This is a genomic window from Limnofasciculus baicalensis BBK-W-15 (assembly GCF_024178385.1).
GTDB lineage: Bacteria > Cyanobacteriota > Cyanobacteriia > Cyanobacteriales > Coleofasciculaceae > Limnofasciculus > Limnofasciculus baicalensis.
This window is the reverse complement of record NZ_JAMZMM010000619.1, coordinates 1-2,180: the sequence shown is the minus strand read 5'-3', so window position 1 is coordinate 2,180 and position 2,180 is coordinate 1. Positions and strand designations below refer to the sequence as shown.

Sequence of the window (2,180 nt, the reverse complement as noted above, 5' to 3'; positions counted from 1 at the left end):
CTTCCACCCCTTGTCCCTATTCCCTATTCCTCCAATTTCGGTAAACTAGTTTCCAACTTCAAACAATTAAGACCATTAACCTGTAAGCGATACTCTACTCGATCCATAAGCCTTTGCATAATCAACCAGCCATAACCACTTTCCTGTTTATCCTGTGGATCGGGTTCAATATAATTGGAAATGTTATAACCATTGCCTCTATCCCAGATTTCCAAAGCCACATCTCTGTCTTTAATTTCCAAGCGAAATAAGATTGGTAAATTGGGTTGATCTCGATGAGCGTGACGCACCACATTTGAGTAAGCTTCTGCTAACGCCAATCGTAAGCGAGGCGCTTGAATCTTCCAATCTACTGAGTCACCGAGGGCTACTTTTAAACTATCCAGCAGCCAATTTTCGACGACTATTAAAAAGTTTAATTCACTGGGTACGTTCAGCTCCGTTTTCATTGACAATTAGAGAACCTCCAGAGAGAGTATAGTTTGGTCATCTTCCTGAATGTTGTTAGTACAGGCTCGAATGCGAGTTAATAAATTGGTCAGGTTAAAGGGCGCTGACTCCTGAAGTACGAGTTGCCAAAGCCCCAACGTCCCCAGCATTGAGCTGCTACCCTTAACTGTCGCTTCTGTAATACCATCGCTGATTAATAGCAAAATGTCACCCTGATTTAATGTTAAAGTACCTGCTTGTGCCTTCCAAATCCGTAAAATCCCCAGGGGAACACCTCGAGTACTCAGGTAATTTGGTTCTACAGTCAGGTTTGTTTCTGATAATGTTTGTTGCTCAATGACAAGTGGATGAGACCATACTAAGGGGTAAACATGACCAGCATTAGCATAAACCAATTGTCGAGATTGTGGGGTATAACGAGCCAGTACCATAGTTATGAAACAATTAGTACTGAAGAGGTCATCTGACATGATACTGTTCAGATTACGCATTACCACTTCTGGTTCCGGAGAAATTTCCTGAGCTAGTTCCCGCCGTAAGATAGAAATCCCACTAGCCATAAATAAAGCAGCGGGGACACCTTTACCAGAAACATCACCAACTGCTAGCCAAACATCGCCTTGGGGATGAATATAAACTTCAAAAAAATCACCTCCTACTTGTCGTGCTGCATAGCAATGAGCTTGTAATCCGACTCCTTCGACATCAGGCCAGCTTTGGCGCAACAGGTTATTCTGGATTTGGCGTGCGACTTCTAGCTCATCCTGCATCTGTTGAGCCTGTAACTGAATCCGTTGGTAGAGTTTCGCCTGAAAAATTGCTAAAGCCGCCTGCTCGCTTACAGCTTCAATCAGCTCAATATCTTCCCTCAGCCACGGTTTATCGCTGTCTTCCTGATAGAGAGACAGTACTCCCAATAGCTTTTGCCGCCATATTAACGGCACTACAAGATGGAGTCTGCGATCGCCGTCTCTTATATTTTGACAAATCTGTGTCTTGTGATGCTGCAAAACGTTTTGCACAATCGGATCGGGATCGTCATTAGGGAGGGGTTCTCCTTCTGCTTCACCCTCAGCCTGGTAAGAGAAATACTCTGCCATAAGCTGATGCTCGTCTACTGGGCGTAAGATACAACGTTTTGCTTCAAATGTTTTCCCAATTGTGGTGACGATTGTTTTCAGACTACTGCTATAGTCTAGTGACTCACGAATCGCAGTTGTCACTGAATTGAATAGAGCTTCTCGTCGTACAGTCCTTTCTAATTGATTGGTTCTTTTTTTCAGGATTCGGTATGTATCATCTGCTTGTTTGACAATTCTTTTAACATTGTCTGGATTCCATGGTTTAGTAATGTATTTGAAAACTTTGCCAGAGTTAATTGCCTCTACCAAATCATCAACATCTGTGTAGCCTGTTAAAAGAATCCGAATCGTATCGGGGAAGCGTTCAACCGTCTTACTCAAGAATTCCGTACCATTCATGAGAGGCATTCTCTGGTCAGAAATAATGATTGCCATTTCTCCTTCCGTATCGAGAATTTTCAGAGCGCTCGCTGCCCCGTCTGCTCGAAATATTCGATAATCTTTGCGAAATGTTCTCACCAGCAAATCTAGATTGTCAGGCTCATCATCTACTACCATAAGTTTGAGTTTTTCCGCCTGACTCATGTGTTGACTCCGGTCTCTTTTTTAGCGAGAAACGACAGAAGGTTTAAGGTTGAAGGATAAAGG

Annotated in this window: 2 protein-coding genes; both read right to left on the bottom strand. The window is 43.1% G+C overall.

The annotated features are described in order from the left end of the window. Nucleotides 1–23: 23 nt before the first annotated feature. On the bottom strand, nt 24–449 hold the full coding sequence (locus NJ959_RS28830; protein WP_254015196.1) for an ATP-binding protein: 426 nt from the start codon (nt 447–449) through the stop codon (nt 24–26). Nucleotides 450–455: 6 nt separating this feature from the next. Beyond that, nucleotides 456–2,117, bottom strand: a complete 1,662-nt coding sequence (locus NJ959_RS28825) for a SpoIIE family protein phosphatase (protein WP_254015195.1) — start codon at nt 2,115–2,117, stop codon at nt 456–458. Nucleotides 2,118–2,180: the final 63 nt, after the last annotated feature.